The sequence below is a fragment of the Pseudomonas sp. UYEF17 genome (assembly GCF_040546125.1).
Taxonomy (GTDB): Bacteria; Pseudomonadota; Gammaproteobacteria; order Pseudomonadales; family Pseudomonadaceae; genus Aquipseudomonas; species Aquipseudomonas putida_Z.
Map to the genome: position 1 here is coordinate 98,140 of NZ_JBEPNE010000013.1, position 18,148 is coordinate 116,287.

General features: G+C 57.5%; 17 protein-coding genes. All 17 read left to right on the forward strand.

Annotated elements, in window-relative coordinates:
- Nucleotides 1–3: 3 nt before the first annotated feature.
- Entirely contained in the window at nt 4–795 is a 792-nt protein-coding gene (locus ABIB24_RS18780; protein WP_012274913.1) for a ParA family protein, read from the forward strand.
- Between the two features lie 9 nt (nt 796–804).
- A complete protein-coding gene (locus ABIB24_RS18785) occupies nt 805–1,677 on the forward strand; it encodes a ParB/RepB/Spo0J family partition protein (protein WP_354316998.1) in 873 nt (290 codons plus the stop codon).
- A 149-nt stretch (nt 1,678–1,826) separates the two neighbouring features.
- On the forward strand, nt 1,827–2,234 hold the full coding sequence (locus ABIB24_RS18790; RefSeq protein WP_008092225.1) for a F0F1 ATP synthase subunit I: 408 nt from the start codon (nt 1,827–1,829) through the stop codon (nt 2,232–2,234).
- Between the two features lie 16 nt (nt 2,235–2,250).
- Nucleotides 2,251–3,120, forward strand: a complete 870-nt coding sequence (gene atpB / locus ABIB24_RS18795) for a F0F1 ATP synthase subunit A (protein WP_003260030.1) — start codon at nt 2,251–2,253, stop codon at nt 3,118–3,120.
- 144 nt (nt 3,121–3,264) lie between these two features.
- Entirely contained in the window at nt 3,265–3,522 is a 258-nt protein-coding gene (atpE, locus tag ABIB24_RS18800; RefSeq protein WP_003097235.1) for a F0F1 ATP synthase subunit C, read from the forward strand.
- A gap of 56 nt (nt 3,523–3,578) precedes the next feature.
- Complete coding sequence (locus tag ABIB24_RS18805) at nt 3,579–4,049, forward strand: F0F1 ATP synthase subunit B (protein WP_003260032.1); 471 nt, start codon at nt 3,579–3,581, stop codon at nt 4,047–4,049.
- 12 nt (nt 4,050–4,061) lie between these two features.
- On the forward strand, nt 4,062–4,598 hold the full coding sequence (locus ABIB24_RS18810; RefSeq protein ID WP_003253191.1) for a F0F1 ATP synthase subunit delta: 537 nt from the start codon (nt 4,062–4,064) through the stop codon (nt 4,596–4,598).
- A gap of 21 nt (nt 4,599–4,619) precedes the next feature.
- Complete coding sequence (gene atpA / locus ABIB24_RS18815) at nt 4,620–6,164, forward strand: F0F1 ATP synthase subunit alpha (RefSeq protein WP_013974906.1); 1,545 nt, start codon at nt 4,620–4,622, stop codon at nt 6,162–6,164.
- A gap of 48 nt (nt 6,165–6,212) precedes the next feature.
- The gene (gene atpG, locus ABIB24_RS18820; RefSeq protein WP_013974905.1) at nt 6,213–7,073 is read left to right on the forward strand and encodes a F0F1 ATP synthase subunit gamma; all 861 of its coding nucleotides are present in this window, start codon (nt 6,213–6,215) and stop codon (nt 7,071–7,073) included.
- Nucleotides 7,074–7,100: 27 nt separating this feature from the next.
- On the forward strand, nt 7,101–8,477 hold the full coding sequence (gene atpD, locus ABIB24_RS18825; protein WP_013974904.1) for a F0F1 ATP synthase subunit beta: 1,377 nt from the start codon (nt 7,101–7,103) through the stop codon (nt 8,475–8,477).
- A 43-nt stretch (nt 8,478–8,520) separates the two neighbouring features.
- Nucleotides 8,521–8,940, forward strand: a complete 420-nt coding sequence (locus tag ABIB24_RS18830; RefSeq protein ID WP_003260039.1) for a F0F1 ATP synthase subunit epsilon — start codon at nt 8,521–8,523, stop codon at nt 8,938–8,940.
- 121 nt (nt 8,941–9,061) lie between these two features.
- Nucleotides 9,062–10,429 (forward strand): bifunctional UDP-N-acetylglucosamine diphosphorylase/glucosamine-1-phosphate N-acetyltransferase GlmU, encoded by a 1,368-nt coding sequence (gene glmU, locus ABIB24_RS18835; protein WP_085588874.1) that lies wholly within the window; start codon nt 9,062–9,064, stop codon nt 10,427–10,429.
- A gap of 306 nt (nt 10,430–10,735) precedes the next feature.
- Complete coding sequence (locus ABIB24_RS18840) at nt 10,736–11,512, forward strand: DeoR/GlpR family DNA-binding transcription regulator (RefSeq protein ID WP_015268400.1); 777 nt, start codon at nt 10,736–10,738, stop codon at nt 11,510–11,512.
- A 3-nt stretch (nt 11,513–11,515) separates the two neighbouring features.
- Complete coding sequence (gene glmS, locus ABIB24_RS18845; RefSeq protein WP_274079277.1) at nt 11,516–13,351, forward strand: glutamine--fructose-6-phosphate transaminase (isomerizing); 1,836 nt, start codon at nt 11,516–11,518, stop codon at nt 13,349–13,351.
- A 267-nt stretch (nt 13,352–13,618) separates the two neighbouring features.
- A complete protein-coding gene (locus tag ABIB24_RS18850) occupies nt 13,619–14,518 on the forward strand; it encodes a TnsA endonuclease N-terminal domain-containing protein (RefSeq protein WP_049798467.1) in 900 nt (299 codons plus the stop codon).
- Nucleotides 14,511–16,679, forward strand: a complete 2,169-nt coding sequence (locus tag ABIB24_RS18855; RefSeq protein WP_013974899.1) for a TnsB C-terminal domain-containing protein — start codon at nt 14,511–14,513, stop codon at nt 16,677–16,679. The genes ABIB24_RS18850 and ABIB24_RS18855 overlap by 8 nt, the downstream gene beginning before the upstream one ends.
- Nucleotides 16,676–18,124: an ATP-binding protein gene (locus tag ABIB24_RS18860; RefSeq protein WP_013974898.1), complete on the forward strand. Its 1,449-nt coding sequence runs from the start codon at nt 16,676–16,678 to the stop codon at nt 18,122–18,124. Before ABIB24_RS18855 ends, ABIB24_RS18860 begins: the two co-directional genes overlap by 4 nt.
- The last annotated feature ends 24 nt before the right edge of the window (nt 18,125–18,148 follow it).

Consider the following 18,148-nt stretch of genomic DNA (forward strand, 5'->3'; position numbering starts at 1 on the left):
ACAATGGCTAAGGTATTCGCAATCGCGAACCAGAAAGGTGGTGTGGGCAAGACAACCACCTGTATCAATCTCGCCGCCTCGCTGGCCGCGACCAAGCGTCGTGTGCTGCTGATCGACCTCGATCCGCAGGGCAACGCCACCATGGGCAGCGGTGTGGACAAGCACGAGCTCGAGCACTCGGTCTACGACCTGTTGATCGGGGAATGCGACCTGGCCCAGGCCATGCATTACTCCGAGCACGGTGGTTTCCAGTTGCTGCCGGCCAACCGTGACCTGACCGCCGCCGAAGTGGTGCTGCTGGAAATGCAGGTCAAGGAGAGCCGACTGCGCAACGCCCTGGCGCCGATCCGCGAGAACTACGACTACATCCTCATCGACTGCCCTCCGTCGCTGTCGATGCTCACGCTCAACGCCCTGGTCGCCTCCGATGGCGTGATCATCCCGATGCAGTGCGAGTACTACGCACTGGAAGGTCTCAGCGACCTTGTGGATAACATCAAGCGCATCGCCGCCCGGTTGAACCCGGAGCTGAAGATCGAGGGCCTGCTGCGGACCATGTACGATCCGCGCCTGAGCCTGAACAACGATGTCTCGGCGCAGCTGAAGGAGCACTTTGGCCCGCAGCTGTACGACACGGTCATTCCGCGCAACATTCGCCTGGCCGAGGCCCCGAGCTTCGGCATGCCGGCCCTGGCCTACGACAAGCAATCGCGAGGCGCGCTGGCTTATCTGGCCCTGGCCGGGGAACTGGTACGCCGTCAACGCCGTCAATCACGCACTGCACAAACAACTTAAGGAATCCGTATGGCCGTCAAGAAACGGGGTCTCGGACGTGGGTTGGATGCACTGCTCAGTGGTCCTTCCGTCAGCGCGCTCGAAGAGCAGGCTGTGAAGATCGACCAGAAAGAACTGCAACACCTGCCGGTCGAGCTGATCCAGCGTGGCAAGTACCAGCCGCGCCGGGACATGGACCCGGAGGCGCTGGAAGAGCTCGCGCACTCGATTCGCAACCATGGCGTGATGCAACCGATCGTGGTGCGCCCGATCGATGGCAACCGCTTCGAGATCATCGCCGGTGAGCGCCGCTGGCGCGCCACCCAGCAGGCTGGCCTGGACAAGATCCCGGCGATGGTCCGCGAAGTGCCCGACGAAGCCGCCATCGCCATGGCGCTGATCGAGAACATCCAGCGCGAAGACCTCAACCCGCTGGAAGAGGCCCTGGCCCTGCAGCGGCTGCAGCAGGAGTTCGAGCTCACCCAGCAACAGGTGGCCGATGCCGTGGGCAAGTCGCGGGTGACCGTGGCCAACCTGCTGCGCCTGATCACCCTGCCTGACGCGATCAAGACCATGCTCGCCCATGGCGACCTGGAGATGGGCCACGCCCGTGCATTGCTCGGCCTGGAAGAACACCGCCAGGAAGAGGGGGCGCGTCATGTTGTCGCACGTGGCCTCACCGTGCGCCAAACCGAGGCACTGGTTCGTCACTGGCTCAGCGACAAACCTGATCCGGTCGAACCGAGCAAACCTGATCCGGATATCGCACGCCTTGAACAGCGGCTCGCAGAGCGCCTGGGCTCGGCCGTGCAGATCCGCCATGGCAACAAGGGCAAAGGCCAATTGGTTATTCGCTACAACTCGCTTGACGAGTTGCAAGGCGTGCTTGCTCACATCCGCTGAAACAATTCCCGTTGTAGCGCGCAGTCGGAAATCACTACCGAATAGTTGAATAGGGGTTAATCCACCCCTATACTCTGCGCGCATTTTGTCGGCACAAATTATGCCAAGTCATAACTGACTTGCTGGTCGACTTCCGAGGAGCAGTTGTGATGGAAATCCGCACGCCAAACCGCCTGCCTTTCCATCGCTGGGCGGTTTTCCCGGTACTGCTGGCTCAATTCGTCGTACTGCTGCTGGCAACGTTGGTGTTGTGGCAGTGGAAAGGGGCGGTCAGTGGATATTCAGGCCTCTGCGGAGGTTTGATTGCCTGGCTACCCAATGTGTATTTCGCCTGGAAGGCTTTTCGCTTCAGCGGGGCCCGGGCGGCACAAGCCATCGTCAAGTCGTTCTACGCTGGCGAGGCAGGCAAGATGATTTTGACGGCAGTGCTTTTTGCACTGACCTTCGCAGGAGTGAAGCCACTGGCGCCGTTAGCAGTATTCGGCGTCTTCGTGTTGACCCTTTTGGTCAGCTGGTTCGCGCCCCTGCTGATGAATAAAAGACTTTCGAGACCTTAGGGCGTTTGAGGCAACCATGGCAGCAGAAACCGCTTCGGGCTATATCCAGCACCACTTGCAGAACCTGACCTACGGTCAACTACCAGACGGCAGCTGGGGCTTCGCCCATTCGGCTGCAGAAGCCAAGGCAATGGGCTTCTGGGCGTTCCACCTGGACACCCTGGGTTGGTCCGTCGCGCTGGGTCTGATCTTCCTGTTCATCTTCCGCATGGCGGCCAAGAAGGCGACTTCCGGCCAACCTGGCGGCCTGCAGAACTTCGTAGAAGTGATGGTGGACTTCGTCAACGGCAGCGTGAAGGACTCCTTCCACGGCCGTAGCCCGGTAATCGCTCCGCTGGCGCTGACCATTTTCGTCTGGGTATTCCTGATGAACGCCGTCGACCTGGTACCGGTCGACTGGATTCCTCAGCTGGCCATCCTGATCTCCGGTGACCCGCACATTCCGTTCCGCGCCGTGTCGACCACCGACCCGAACGCGACCCTGGCCATGGCCTTCTGCGTGTTCGCCCTGATCATCTTCTACAGCATCAAGGTCAAGGGCCTGGGCGGCTTCATCGGTGAGCTGACCCTGCACCCGTTCGGCAGCAAGAACATCTTCGTTCAGATCCTGCTGATTCCGGTCAACTTCCTGCTGGAATTCGTCACCCTGATCGCCAAGCCGATCTCGCTGGCACTGCGTCTGTTCGGCAACATGTATGCCGGCGAACTGGTGTTCATCCTGATCGCTGTAATGTTCGGCTCCGGCCTGCTGTGGCTCAGCGGCCTGGGTGTGGTGCTGCAATGGGCGTGGGCTGTGTTCCACATCCTGATCATCACCCTGCAAGCTTTCATCTTCATGATGCTGACCATCGTCTACCTGTCGATGGCTCACGAAGATAACCATTAAGACCGCCTGGCGTGTCTGATAGCCTTCCCCGCCTGTTCGGGGGGAGGGCTTAAAAAGTCCGCAAGGGCATGCTGTACCAAACGATTTGTTTTACCGCTTCAAACTAAAAACCTAACCAATACGACGTAAAAGTCGGGAGGAAAGATGGAAACTGTAGTTGGTCTGACCGCTATCGCTGTTGCTCTGCTGATCGGCCTGGGTGCTCTGGGTACCGCCATTGGTTTCGGCCTGCTGGGCGGCAAGTTCCTGGAAGGCGCTGCTCGTCAACCAGAAATGGTTCCGATGCTGCAGGTTAAAATGTTCATCGTTGCCGGTCTGCTCGACGCCGTAACCATGATCGGTGTTGGTATCGCTCTGTTCTTCACCTTCGCGAATCCGTTCGTTGGTCAGATCGCCGGCTAATCACTCGTCACCACGAGTTGATGGCTGTATGAATTAAGACCGAGCGAGGTGTTGGCGTGAACATTAATGCAACCCTGATTGGCCAATCCGTTGCTTTTCTGATTTTTGTACTCTTCTGCATGAAGTATGTATGGCCTCCGGTCATCACTGCCCTGCAAGAGCGCCAAAAGAAGATTGCCGACGGCTTGGACGCTGCCAACCGCGCAGCTCGCGACCTGGAGCTGGCCCAAGAGAAAGCGGGTCAGCAACTGCGTGAAGCTAAAGCACAGGCAGCCGAAATCATCGAGCAAAGCAAGAAACGCGCTGCTCAGCTTGTCGAGGAAGCCCGTGATCAGGCCCGCGTCGAAGCTGACCGTGTGAAAGCTCAGGCTCTGGCCGAGATCGAACAGGAACTGAACAGCGCTAAAGACGCCCTGCGTGCCCAAGTGGGTGCCCTGGCCGTTGGTGGTGCTGAAAAGATCCTTGGCGCCACAATCGATCAAAACGCGCATGCGGAGCTGGTTAACAAACTGGCCGCTGAAATTTAAGCGAGGGCGATCATGGCAGAACTGACCACGTTGGCCCGACCTTACGCTAAGGCTGCCTTTGAGCATGCCCAGGCCCATCAGCAACTGGCCAATTGGTCAGCCATGCTCGGCCTGGCTGCTGCGGTGTCGCAAGACGACACCATGCAGCGCCTGCTCAAGGCCCCGCGACTGACGAGCGCAGAAAAGGCCGCCACGTTCATTGACGTGTGCGGTGACAAGTTCAATGCACAGGCACAGAATTTCATTCATGTTGCCGCGGAAAACGACCGTCTCCTGCTTCTGCCGGAGATTGCCGCCCTGTTCGACCTGTACAAGGCCGAGCAAGAGAAATCCGTGGACGTGGAAGTCACCAGTGCCTTCGCGTTGAACCAAGAACAGCAAGACAAACTCGCCAAGGTTCTCAGTGCACGGTTAGGCCAGGAAGTGCGCCTGCACGCGTCGGAGGATGCCAGCCTGATTGGCGGCGTCGTCATCCGCGCTGGTGACCTGGTAATCGATGGCTCTGTTCGCGGCAAAATCGCGAAACTGGCCGAAGCATTGAAATCTTGAGTTTGAAGGGGCAGCAGAGCAATGCAGCAACTCAATCCTTCCGAAATTAGTGAAATCATCAAGGGCCGCATCGACAACCTCGATGTGAGCTCCCAAGCCCGTAACGAAGGTACCGTTGTTTCGGTATCCGACGGTATCGTGCGGATCCACGGTCTGGCCGACGTCATGTACGGCGAAATGATCGAGTTCCCTGGCAGCGTATTCGGCATGGCCCTGAACCTGGAGCAAGACTCCGTAGGTGCAGTGATCCTGGGTGCCTATGACACCCTCGCCGAAGGCATGAGCGCCAAGTGCACCGGTCGCATCCTGGAAGTTCCGGTCGGCAAAGGCCTGCTGGGCCGCGTCGTCGACGCTCTGGGTAACCCGATCGATGGCAAAGGTCCTCTGACCACCACCGAAACCGACGCGGTCGAAAAGGTCGCTCCAGGCGTGATCTGGCGTAAGTCGGTAGACCAGCCTGTACAGACTGGCTACAAGTCCGTCGACGCCATGATCCCTGTCGGCCGTGGCCAGCGTGAGCTGATCATCGGTGACCGTCAGATCGGCAAGACCGCCATGGCCATCGACGCCATCATCAACCAGAAAGACTCCGGTATTTTCTGTGTTTATGTTGCTGTCGGCCAGAAGCGTTCCACCGTTGCCAACATCGTTCGCAAGCTGGAAGAAGCCGGCGCCCTGGCCAACACCATCGTGGTCGTTGCCAGTGCTTCGGAATCCGCCGCACTGCAGTTCCTGGCGCCATACGCCGGCTGCACCATGGGCGAGTTCTTCCGTGACCGCGGTGAAGACGCCCTGATCGTTTACGATGACCTGTCCAAGCAGGCCGTTGCCTACCGTCAGATCTCCCTGCTGCTGCGCCGTCCACCAGGACGTGAAGCGTACCCAGGTGACGTGTTCTATCTCCACTCCCGTCTGCTGGAGCGTGCATCGCGCGTTTCGGAAGAGTACGTCGAGAAGTTCACCAACGGTGCAGTGACTGGCAAAACCGGTTCCCTGACCGCCCTGCCGATCATCGAAACCCAGGCTGGCGACGTTTCCGCGTTCGTTCCGACCAACGTGATTTCCATCACCGACGGTCAGATCTTCCTGGAATCGGCCATGTTCAACTCGGGCATCCGCCCTGCAGTGAACGCCGGTGTTTCGGTATCCCGCGTAGGTGGTGCCGCTCAGACCAAGATCATCAAGAAGCTGTCCGGTGGTATCCGTACCGCTCTGGCTCAGTACCGTGAACTGGCTGCATTCGCCCAGTTCGCTTCCGATCTGGACGAAGCGACCCGCAAGCAGCTGGAGCATGGTCAGCGCGTTACCGAGCTGATGAAGCAGAAGCAGTACGCGCCGATGTCCATCGCGGACATGGCCCTGTCGCTGTACGCCGCTGAGCGTGGCTTCCTGACTGACGTAGAAGTCTCCAAGATCGGTAGCTTCGAGCAAGCACTGATCGCCTTCTTCAACCGTGATCACGCTGAACTGATGGCGAAGATCAACGTGAAGGGTGACTTCAACGACGAAATCGACGCAGGCCTGAAAGCCGGTATCGAGAAGTTCAAGGCCACCCAGACCTGGTAAGCCGCAGCGGGGGCTCAGGCCCCCGCTTGCTAACCTGATAGGTGATACATGGCAGGCGCAAAAGAGATTCGCAGTAAGATTGCGAGCATCAAAAGCACGCAAAAAATTACCAGCGCCATGGAGAAAGTGGCGGTCAGCAAGATGCGCAAGGCACAAATGCGCATGGCTGCTAGCCGTCCTTACGCGGAGCGTATCCGCCAGGTGATCGGTCATCTGGCCAACGCCAACCCGGAATACCGCCACCCGTTCATGATCGAGCGCCCTGTAAAGCGCGCCGGTTATATCGTGGTGAGCAGTGACCGTGGTCTGTGCGGTGGCTTGAACACCAACCTGTTCAAGGCCCTGGTCAAGGACATGAACGAAAACCGCGAACAGGGCGTGGAAATCGACCTGTGCGTGATCGGCAGCAAGGGTGCGACTTTCTTCCGCATCTTTGGCGGCAACGTCGTAGCCGCGATCAGCCACTTGGGCGAAGAGCCATCGATCAACGATCTGATCGGCTCCGTCAAAGTAATGCTGGACGCCTACCTGGACGGCCGTATCGATCGCCTCTCGGTGGTTTCGAACAAGTTCATCAACACCATGACCCAGAAGCCAACGGTCGAGCAATTGGTACCGTTGGTGGCAACCCCGGATCAGGATCTCAAGCATCACTGGGACTACCTGTACGAACCCGACGCAAAAGAGCTGCTGGACGGCTTGATGGTGCGTTACGTGGAGTCGCAGGTGTACCAGGCGGTGGTCGAGAACAACGCTGCTGAACAAGCGGCCCGGATGATCGCCATGAAGAACGCCACAGACAACGCCGGTGATTTGATCAAAGAGCTTCAGTTGATCTACAACAAGGCGCGTCAGGCTGCGATCACCCAGGAGATCTCGGAAATCGTCGGCGGCGCTGCCGCGGTTTAACGGTTCAAATATTCAGAGGATCCAGCTATGAGTAGCGGACGTATCGTTCAAATCATCGGCGCCGTCATCGACGTGGAATTCCCACGTGACGTCGTGCCGAGTGTTTACAACGCGCTGAAAGTACAAGGCGCGGAAACCACCCTGGAAGTTCAGCAGCAGCTGGGCGACGGCGTGGTTCGTACCATTGCGATGGGCTCGACCGAAGGCCTGAAGCGCGGTCTGGAAGTCGTTGACTCCGGCGCTGCCATTTCCGTTCCTGTTGGTAAGGCCACCCTGGGCCGTATCATGGACGTACTGGGCAACCCGATCGACGAGGCCGGCCCGATCGGCGAAGAAGAGCGTCGCGGTATCCACCAGCCAGCGCCTTCGTTCGCTGACCAGGCAGGCGGCAACGACCTGCTGGAAACCGGCATCAAGGTTATCGACCTGGTTTGCCCGTTCGCCAAGGGTGGTAAGGTTGGTCTGTTCGGTGGTGCCGGTGTCGGCAAGACCGTAAACATGATGGAACTGATCCGTAACATCGCCATGGAACACAGCGGTTACTCCGTGTTCGCTGGTGTGGGTGAGCGTACTCGTGAGGGTAACGACTTCTACCACGAGATGAAGGACTCCAACGTTCTCGACAAGGTAGCGCTGGTCTACGGTCAGATGAACGAGCCACCAGGAAACCGTCTGCGCGTAGCGCTGACCGGCCTGACCATGGCCGAGAAGTTCCGTGACGAAGGTAACGACGTTCTGCTGTTCGTCGACAACATCTATCGTTACACCCTGGCCGGTACCGAAGTATCCGCACTGCTGGGCCGTATGCCTTCGGCAGTAGGTTACCAGCCGACCCTGGCTGAAGAGATGGGCGTTCTGCAAGAGCGTATCACCTCCACCAAGGAAGGTTCGATCACCTCCGTTCAGGCCGTATACGTACCTGCGGACGACTTGACCGACCCGTCGCCAGCGACCACCTTCGCCCACTTGGACGCCACCGTCGTTCTGTCCCGTGACATCGCCTCCCTGGGTATCTACCCAGCGGTCGACCCACTGGACTCGACTTCGCGCCAGCTGGACCCGAACGTGATCGGCAACGAGCACTACGAGACCGCTCGTGGCGTTCAGTATGTTCTGCAGCGCTACAAAGAGCTGAAGGACATCATCGCGATCCTGGGTATGGACGAACTGTCCGAAGCCGACAAGCAACTGGTAGCCCGCGCTCGTAAGATCCAGCGCTTCCTGTCGCAGCCGTTCTTCGTGGCCGAAGTCTTCACCGGTTCGCCAGGCAAGTACGTTTCCCTGAAAGACACCATCGCTGGCTTCAGCGGCATCCTCAAAGGTGACTACGACCACCTGCCAGAACAAGCGTTCTACATGGTCGGCAGCATCGACGAAGCGATCGAGAAAGCCAAGAAACTGTAATTCCTGCGCCCCGCAAGGGGCGCTATCAGGTTGAGGCAAGCAGATGGCTATGACAGTCCATTGCGATATCGTCAGCGCGGAAGGAGAGATCTTCTCCGGCCTGGTCGAGATGGTAGTTGCGCACGGTAACCTAGGTGATCTTGGTATCGCTCCGGGTCACGCGCCGCTGATCACCAATCTCAAGCCTGGTCCGATCACGCTGACCAAGCAGGGTGGCGCCCAAGAGGTGTTCTACATCTCTGGTGGTTTCCTCGAGGTTCAGCCGAACATGGTCAAGGTGCTTGCCGATACCGTGCAACGTGCTGCAGACCTGGATGAAGCTCAGGCTCAGGAAGCCCTCAAGGCTGCCGAGAACGCCCTGAATCTGAAAGGCGCGGACTTCGACTACGGCGCCGCCGCCGCACGTCTGGCCGAGGCCGCAGCTCAGCTGCGTACCGTCCAGCAAATGCGCAGAGGCAAGTAATCGGCCCTCGGCTGATAACTTCTGTAGCGATTGAGTAAAAGGGTAGCCTCGGCTACCCTTTTTCTTTTTCTGATTTCTCCCCCCGGTCATTTCACTGACCACCCAGGATTGGTAGCCAGTAATGTCACTCGATATCGTTATTCTCGCCGCCGGCCAAGGCACCCGCATGCGCTCGGCGCTGCCCAAGGTGCTGCACCCGGTAGCCGGCAACTCCATGCTCGGCCATGTTATCCACAGCGCGCGTCAGCTGCAGCCGCAAGGTATTCATGTGGTCATTGGCCATGGTGCCGAGCTGGTTCGCGAGCGCCTGGCCGCCGACGACCTGAACTTCGTCATGCAGGACAAGCAGCTGGGGACCGGCCATGCGGTTGCCCAGGCACTACCGGGCTTGACCGCCGAAACCGTGCTGGTGCTGTACGGTGATGTGCCGTTGATCGAAGTGGAAACCCTGCAGCGTCTGCTGGCCAAGGCCAACGAGCAGCAGCTGGGCCTGCTCACGGTGACCCTCGACGACCCGACCGGCTATGGCCGCATCGTGCGTGACGAGCAGGGCAAGGTGACCGCCATCGTTGAGCACAAGGACGCCAACGATGCGCAGAAAGCGATCAAGGAAGGCAACACCGGTATTCTGGCCCTGCCAGCCGCGCGCCTGGCCGACTGGATGGGCCGTCTGTCGAACAACAACGCTCAGGGCGAGTATTACCTGACCGACGTCATCGCCATGGCTGTGGCCGATGGCCTGGTGGTGGCTACCGAACAGCCGCATGACCCGATGGAAGTGCAAGGTGCCAACGACCGCCGCCAGTTGTCGGAGCTGGAGCGCCACTACCAGTTGCGCGAAGGCCGTCGCCTGATGGCCCAGGGTGTGACCCTGCGCGACCCGGCGCGCTTCGATGTCCGCGGTGAAGTGACTGTTGGCCGTGACGTGCTGATCGACATCAACGTGATTCTCGAAGGCAAGGTGGTCATCGAGGATGATGTGCAGATCGGCCCTAACTGTGTGATCAAGAACACCACCCTGCGCAAAGGCGCAGTGGTCAAGGCCAACAGCCACCTCGAAGGCGCCGTGATGGGCGAGGGCAGCGATGCCGGCCCGTTCGCCCGCCTGCGCCCGGGCAGCGTGCTGGACGCCAAGGCCCATGTGGGTAACTTCGTCGAACTGAAAAATGCCCACCTCGGGGAAGGCGCCAAGGCCGGTCACCTGACCTACCTGGGCGATGCTGAGATCGGTGCACGCACCAACATCGGCGCCGGTACCATCACCTGCAACTACGATGGCGCCAACAAGTTCAAGACCGTGATGGGCGAGGACGTGTTCATCGGCTCGAACAACTCGTTGGTAGCGCCTGTGGAAATCAAGGCTGGTGCGACCACTGCTGCCGGTTCGACCATCACCCAGACCGTGGAGGCAGGCGACCTGGCGGTGGCTCGTGCGCGTCAGCGCAACATCTCGGGTTGGAAGCGGCCGGAGAAGATCAAGAAGAGCTGAGTTATACACAGCTGTTTCGATCGAAAGCCGACTTATGTGAATAAGTCGGCTTTTTTCTTGGTCGTTTGGTGTTACTTGTGGGAGCGGCCTTGTGTCGCGAAAGGGCTGCGAAGCAGCCCCGGCAATATTCGCGTTACCTTTGAAATCATTGGGGCCGCTTTGCGGCCCTTTCGCGACACAAGGCCGCTCCCACAAGGGCATGGCGAGTGCCGGAAGAAACTATCCACAGGCAGTGACACCTTGACGAATCGCTCATCTTAGGTTTTGATTGCCACCATTATCTTTCGAATCGAAACTTAAGCGCTCATGTCGAAACGAAACACCCCGCAGCGGCGGCACAACATCCTGGCTTTGCTCAGCGAGCAGGGCGAGGTGAGTGTGGACGCGTTGGCCAAGCGTTTCGCTACCTCGGAAGTCACCATCCGCAAGGACCTCGCTGCCCTCGAAACCAACGGCCTGTTGCTGCGGCGCTACGGTGGCGCGGTCCCGGTGCCACAAGAGTTGCTCGGTGAACCTGCCCAGCCGGTGTCTTCCTATAAAAAGGCCATCGCCCGCGCCGCCGTGGCACGTATCCGCGAACATGCGCGCATCATCATCGACAGCGGTAGCACCACGGCAGCCATGATCCCCGAACTGGGGCGCCATCCTGGCTTGGTGGTGATGACCAATTCGATGAACGTGGCCCGCGCCATCTGCGACCTCGAACACGAGCCGGTGCTGCTGATGACCGGTGGCACCTGGGACCCGCATTCCGAGTCGTTCCAGGGCCAGGTGGCCGAGCAAGTGTTGCGCTCCTACGATTTCGACCAGTTGTTCATCGGCGCCGACGGCATCGACCTCGGTCGTGGTACCACCACCTTCAACGAACTTCTCGGGCTGAGCCGGGTCATGGCCGAAGTCGCCCGTGAAGTGATCGTGATGGTCGAATCGGACAAGGTAGGGCGCAAGATCCCCAACCTTGAGCTGCCCTGGGGCAGCGTGCACACCCTTATTACTGACGAACGCCTGCCCGCAGCGGCACGCGAACAAATTCAAGCCCGCGGCATCAACCTGATCTGCGCCGCGATCAGCCAGGAGCAATAAACCATGTGTGGAATCGTTGGTGCCGTCGCCGAACGCAACATCACAGCCATCCTGATCGAAGGCCTCAAGCGTCTTGAGTACCGCGGGTACGACAGCGCCGGCCTGGCCGTCCTCACCCAGAGCGGTGAACTGCAGCGCCGCCGCCGTATCGGCAAGGTCAGTGAACTGGAAGCCGCTGCTGCCGCCGAGCCACTGGCGGGCCAGCTGGGCATCGCCCACACTCGCTGGGCCACCCACGGTGCGCCGACCGAGGGCAACGCCCACCCGCACTTCTCGGGCAATGAAGTGGCCGTGGTGCACAACGGCATCATCGAGAACCACGAAGAACTGCGCGAAGAGCTGAAGGGCCTTGGCTATGTCTTCACTTCGCAGACCGATACCGAAGTCATCGTCCACCTGATCCACCACACCCTGAAGAGCATTCCGGACCTGACCGATGCCCTGAAGGCTGCGGTGAAGCGCCTGCATGGTGCTTACGGCCTGGCGCTGATCAGTGCCAAGCAGCCTGACCGCCTGGTAGCTGCACGCAGTGGCAGCCCGCTGGTGATCGGCCTGGGCCTGGGCGAGAACTTCCTGGCGTCCGACCAGCTGGCCCTGCGCCAGGTCACCGACCGCTTCATGTACCTGGAAGAAGGCGACATTGCCGAAATCCGCCGTGACCAGGTCTCCATCTGGGACCAGGATGGCCACAAGGTCCAGCGCGAAACCGTGCAGTACCACGAAGGTGCCGAAGCTGCCGACAAAGGCACCTACCGCCACTTCATGCTCAAGGAAATCCACGAGCAGCCAAGCGTGGTGCAGCGCACCCTGGAAGGTCGCCTGGGCAAGGACAACGTGATGGTCCAGGCCTTCGGCCCGCAGGCTGCCGAACTGTTCGCCAAGGTGCGTAACGTGCAGATCGTTGCCTGCGGTACCAGCTACCACGCCGGCATGGTCGCCCGTTACTGGCTGGAAAGCCTGGCCGGCATCCCGTGCCAGGTCGAAGTGGCCAGCGAGTTCCGTTACCGCAAGGTGGTAGTGCAGCCGGACACCCTGTTCGTCTCCATCTCGCAGTCTGGCGAAACCGCCGACACCCTGGCCGCACTGCGCAACGCCAAGGAGCTGGGCTTCCTCGGCAGCCTGGCGATCTGCAACGTCGGTATCAGCTCGCTGGTGCGTGAGTCGGACCTGACCCTGCTGACCCTGGCTGGCCCGGAAATCGGCGTGGCCTCGACCAAAGCCTTCACCACCCAGCTGGTTTCGCTGATGCTGCTGACCCTGGCTCTGGGCCAGGTGCGCGGTACCCTGGAAGCCGGCGTCGAAGCCGAGCTGGTTGAAGAACTGCGCCGCCTGCCGGCCCGCCTGGGCGAAGCCCTGGCCATGGACGCCACCGTCGAGAAGATCGCCGAACTGTTCGCCGACAAGCACCACACCCTGTTCCTCGGCCGTGGTGCGCAGTACCCGGTGGCGATGGAAGGTGCGCTCAAGCTCAAGGAAATCTCCTACATCCACGCCGAAGCCTACCCGGCAGGCGAGCTGAAGCACGGCCCGCTGGCGCTGGTGGACAGCGACATGCCAGTGGTAACCGTTGCGCCGAACAACGAACTGCTGGAGAAGCTGAAGTCCAACCTGCAGGAAGTACGCGCCCGTGGTGGCGAGCTGGTAGTGTTTGCCGACGAGCAGGCCGGCATGACCAATGGCGAAGGTACCCACGTGATCAAGGTGCCGCACATCGCCGACGCCCTGGCGCCGATCCTGTACACCATCCCGCTGCAGCTGCTGTCCTACTACGTGGCCGTGCTCAAGGGCACCGATGTGGACCAGCCGCGTAACTTGGCCAAGTCGGTTACGGTCGAGTAAGCCAGAAGCCAGGGGCGCTTTGCTGTTTTTGAATAATAAAGGTTGTCACAAAACAATAAAGGTTGTCACAACGTAATAAAGGTTGTCACAAGGCAGGCTCTGACCGCACATCGGGCCGGAGCCAGGCCTTGGAGATTCGGGTGACAATCCTCTACCCAACGCTGTGACTGTTGTCCTGGCTTAGCCCGCTCTCTGGGGTGTCCCCTGTGCACGACACCTGTCCTCGTCCCGGTCGAGCGGGTCGCCCAATTTTGAGCGACTCGAACAATGGCATCCATGCCCATAGCTCCGGTCAAGGCTGCACATCGCAAGCTGATGACCCAGGCAAAAATAGATAAGAAAATTCAATCGGGTCGTGGGTGTGGAGTCAGAGATTCCTATAAGCCATGGATCAAAGTGTGGGAGATCAAATCAAAGGGTGTCTCTCATATGATCGCGGGAGTTAAAATTCACCGCACACACCACCTGCTGTCCAATGCAGAGCGAGATTACTTAACTGTACTTGAGCACGATGCCTCGATCATCGATATCCGAGAGCAGTATCCTCTGCTGACACAGGCTGAGACCCAAGCAATTGCCTCAAGTATTAACTGTCGCCACCCTGTATATCCTGGCACGCAAATACCTGTCGTTATGACGACGGACTTTCTCGTTACCTTCTTAGATTCCTCTGGCGAAACAAGGCTAGCTGCTCGATCAGTGAAATACCGAAAAGAGTTTGAGCAAGCTGATCTTCAGGCGCGTAATCGAATAGCAGAAAAGCTAGCCATCGAAGAAAAATACTGGGCAATGAGGGGGGTGGACTGGAAGCTGGTCCTGCATGAAAACCTCTCAAAGATAAAATTAGCGAACCTCAAGATTCTCAGGACATACGCCAGTATTCATCCCTCGTTACCGACGGAGAAGAACATCGGCAATTTGCTTGGATACATTGAGGAGGCAAAGACGGATCAAATACCGTTAAAAATTCTTTTGGATAAAGCGTCTCGTGACCTTTACATTGAATATATGGGGGTAAAGCGCCTCTTCCATCACCTGCTATGGAACGGTCGTTTAGAGTCAGATCTTACCTCGAAAATAATAAGCATGTCGCAGCCGTTGCACGTATGGCCGAATCAAAGGTCAGCGGCTTTGTCTCTGCCAAACGAGGTTTCCCATCATGCTTGATCTTAAAATCAACAGCATTGTCACTCCTGGCGAAGAACCTAGCCTACTAAAAAAAGCGGTTCGGATTTTAGGCATAGATGATGCTTCTGTAATTGTGATTGAGCTGAGTACGAATCCCAGCAAGCCGTGGCAGATCGAGCGGTCCGTTTTGATTGACGATATTGACGCAGGGCGCGCAATCTTAAGTCGAGAAATGGTGCCCTTACATCTGCTCAGAAGTGATGATGAAATTAGTGAAAATGAAAAATCGAGCCGAAATCGTAACTGGAGCCTTATAAGAGGGTTAGTAGAAGATCGCTCCGCCTTGGAAATTCTTGGACCGGGTTTTGGAAAGCTGGTTGCTAGGCATGCCCTAGAGGCAGGAGTAGAGCGTAAACAGATATACCGGCTTCTATACCGCTACTGGAGCATGGGGCAGACACCTAACGCGTTTCTATGGAACACTAGTGCTTGCGGTGGTCGGGGAAAGAAAAAGGATCGATCCTCAGGCATTATCCCCGGTAGGCCGCGTAAGTATCGTGGTGTCGTTGTCAATGATGGTGGTGCTATCACGCTCGAACCGCGCCATCTCTCTCATATCCGTTTGGCTTACGGGCGGGTTGCTAGCGGCAAATGCGGCACCCTGAAAGATGCACATAAGTGGATGTTAAACAAATTTTATAGAGAGACTCTGCCAGACGGCTCGAAAGGGAATATTGTACGCGGCAGTTACCCGACTACTACCCAGCTCAGATATCACGGTAAGCTTTTTTTCGATGATCTTTATAAACTTAAGGTGCGTGGCGGTTCTGTTCGATACAACAAAGATCATCGTGCTATCGTTGGCGCAGCTTCCCAAGGCCTGATGGGTGCGACCCATCGATATGAGATAGATTCCACCATCGCTGATGTATATTTAGTGCATCGCGTTAACAGGCTATGGCTCATAGGACGCCCCATACTTTATGTGGTCGTCGATACCTTTACTAGAATGATTGTAGGGATTCACGTGGGCCTTGAGGGTCCCAGTTGGAATGGGGCTCGACACGCGATATACAATGCTTGCACCCCAAAGGTCGATTTTTGCAAGCGATACAATGTTGAAATAGATGAGGCTGACTGGCCGTGCTCGCACTTGCCAGTCGAAATTGTTGCTGACCGGGCCGAACTTCTAAGTGAGGCTGGGGCAACGCTGTCGCAAAGCTTGGGACTAGCGGTGCAAATTTTGCCCCCCTTTAGGCCTGATTGGAAAGGGATCATCGAAAGCCGCTTCCGTCTGATCAATGAACACCTGGACTTGAAATTTGTTCCAGGCGGAGTAGATGCTCGTAAAATGGAGCGTGGTGATAGGGACTACCAACTCGATGCGATTTTGGATATCGACGAGTTCACAGAAATGGTTATTGTAGGGGTCTTGGCGCACAATAAGAGCCTACGCATACCACACCTATTAAGTCGCGAGATGATTGCCGACGGTATAGAAGCGACGCCTATAGCAGTTTGGAATTGGTCTAAAGCTAATAGTCCTATCAATTCTAAAGTGGTTTCTCCGGCTGAGTTGAAAATTGCTTTACTGCCCTCTCAAGAGTGTCGTATCAGTCGAGGCGGTATTGTTTTCCAAGGCGTCCAATATACATGTCAAACAGCCTTGCGTGAGGAGTGGTTGGAGCGCTCACACAATCTGCGGACGAAGTATGTTCGAGTATTCTACGATCCTAACTCTATTGAAAATTGTTGGATCAAGTCCGAAGCAGGTTTTGAGGCTTTAACTATTGTACCGCAGCAACGGCAGAAATATGGTGGACTCCGTATGGAGGAGGTTCTTGATATGGTCCATGTCTTGAACCAAGTATCGCCGGATGCCCGTTATGACAGTGACAATACTGCGGCGCTGGTAAGGGGGCGGCAAGAGGAAATCCTTGACCGGGCCAAAGCCAAACGTGCCGCACAGGGTGACCCGAAATCGAATGCAGATTTCAAGCGGGACAAACGTGCCAAGCGTGCGACCGAAGCTCAGACCGAGCGCGATTCCCATACCGCTGATCTGAATCAGCTACGCGTTGTGGATCACACGCCCCTTGCGGGAGAAAATTCTAGGCCAGTCACCGGCAGGCCCAGTTCCACAAGAAGCGCGGCGTTTCTGAAACTGGTAGTCAGCGAGGGTAGCGAGACAGAGACATGAACGATTTGACCTTCTCCCCCGCAGAATATATTCCTACAGGCATGCCTCAATATGATGGCAACCCGCTGATTGAATGCTTGCCTAGAATTCTCTCGGATGTTGATGTGGTGAGGCGTGTTGGGAACCTTCCGCCGAAGCCCGACGAGGCCGAACGAGCGTTGCCACCGAAGCTTCGCGGCCATGGGATCAACCGGCTCAAAGATGTTGTGGTTCCATTCGAAATCCACTTGCGCCTCGAAGACCTATTCAGCCAGCTGATCCGCTACGGCTATTCGGGCCGCAATCCGCTGTTGGCCTCATCTGTTAGGCATCGATTGCCTTCCTCAGCAGATGCCAAGCGCCATGGATTCATGTCCACCGCTGAGACGATGACCCTGATTGGCTTGAGTGGTATGGGCAAGACCACAGCGCTTAATTCCATAGCAAGGCTTTATCCGCAGGTGATCAGTCACAGCAGATATAAAGACGCGATTCTCATCGAAACCCAGGTTGTGTGGCTAAAGATTGAGTGCCCTCACGATGGCTCGTTGCGCGGTTTTTGCGCAGCATTCTTCTCTGCACTGGACGCTGCGTTAGGTGTCGAAAAATACTCTCGCAGGGGCGGTGCCGCCAACAGCATCAGCGTAATGCTCCAGCACATCAGTCAGCTGTGCAAAACCTTTTTTATCGGTGCTTTGATAATTGATGAAATGCAGCATCTTTGCTCGTCGCGAGGGGGGCAGGATCGGGAAAAGTTACTGAATTTCTTCGTAACTTTATCCAATGATGCGGGCGTTCCGCTTGTCTATGTAGGGACCAACGCAATGCTTCCGCTTTTTTCTGGTGTGTTGCGTAATGCCCGAAGAGCGGCGGGGATGGGACCAATCGCCTTTGACCGTTTCAGCGAAGACGATCCGTTTTGGCATCACTTGGTGTCCCAACTCTGGGCCTATGACTGGACGGAATCTTGCGCTCCCCTGACGAGTGACCTCCTGTCCAAGATCTATGATCTCACCCAGGGCAATACAGATTTCCTAGCGAAACTGCTTATGCTTGCGCAGCGTCATGTTATTTGGGAAGGAATCGACGCCATTACGCCAGCCGTGCTTCAGCAGGTGTATGACAATCAAATGAGGCTTTTGCACAAGCCCATCGAGGCCCTTCGAAGCGGTGATCCTCTTCAGATTGCTGATTTCGAGGACATGATGCCTACAAAAGACCAAATCGCTCAGATGATGAGCTACGACTTGGCTCGCCGGGCGGACCGGGCTCATCTTTCGCTACTTACACAGACCGCAATAGCACCTTCACCTCTAGCAAAGGAAAAATCGGTGCCGAAGGCTCCGAGTCGTACGGTCGTACCGGTTGCTGACGGCGCGTTAACTAACGTGCATTTTTCGAAGGACGAAGACCTTCAGGCTCAGCTCGAACAGCGCGGCTGGGTGGATAGGGATTCTTCCTGGTAATTTGACGCAGGGGAGCTCAGGGCA